The sequence below is a fragment of the Photorhabdus sp. P32 genome, from assembly GCF_038085095.1.
Classification (GTDB): Bacteria; Pseudomonadota; Gammaproteobacteria; order Enterobacterales; family Enterobacteriaceae; genus Photorhabdus; species Photorhabdus luminescens.
The window spans coordinates 1-461 of sequence record NZ_JAZGJN010000027.1 but is presented as its reverse complement, the minus strand read 5'-3'; the positions used below and the strand labels follow the sequence as shown (position 1 = coordinate 461).

The window sequence follows — 461 nt, the reverse complement described above, 5'->3', positions numbered from 1 at the left end:
GTTGAAGATAAGTATGACCACGGCGAACCGATTCTTTTGGTGTATGACCAGATAGTTATTGAATCGGGAGGTCAAATTATTTGCCGCACTAATGGTCGAATCGAAGCTAACGCTATTGTAGGGAATGAAAACGCTGGAACTGAAAACATTGTCAATAAAGGCAGTAATGGCGTCAATGGTTTTGATGGCGCGCCAGGATATGATGGCGCTAATGGCAGCAATGGTAGTCCTGGTCAAGATAGTAAGAACGGTTGCTTATTTAGCGCCACGCCAGGTACTGATGGCTCCAGTGGTTCTACCGGAGCAATCGGGGGAGATGGCGCCGCGGCTGGAAATGCAAATGACTTAACCGTGAGTGTCCAATCTATTACTGGAGTCATAGGGGCAGCAACGGTAGGAGGGAATGGCGGTAATGGCGGAAGGGGAGGTCATGGCGGACATGGGGGGCTTGGGGGTAACGG

1 pseudogene is annotated in these 461 nt (G+C 50.3%); it reads left to right on the top strand.

Annotated features, from left to right (window positions below):
* Positions 1-461, top strand: a pseudogene (locus V2H77_RS00085) (hypothetical protein); the annotation flags it as partial.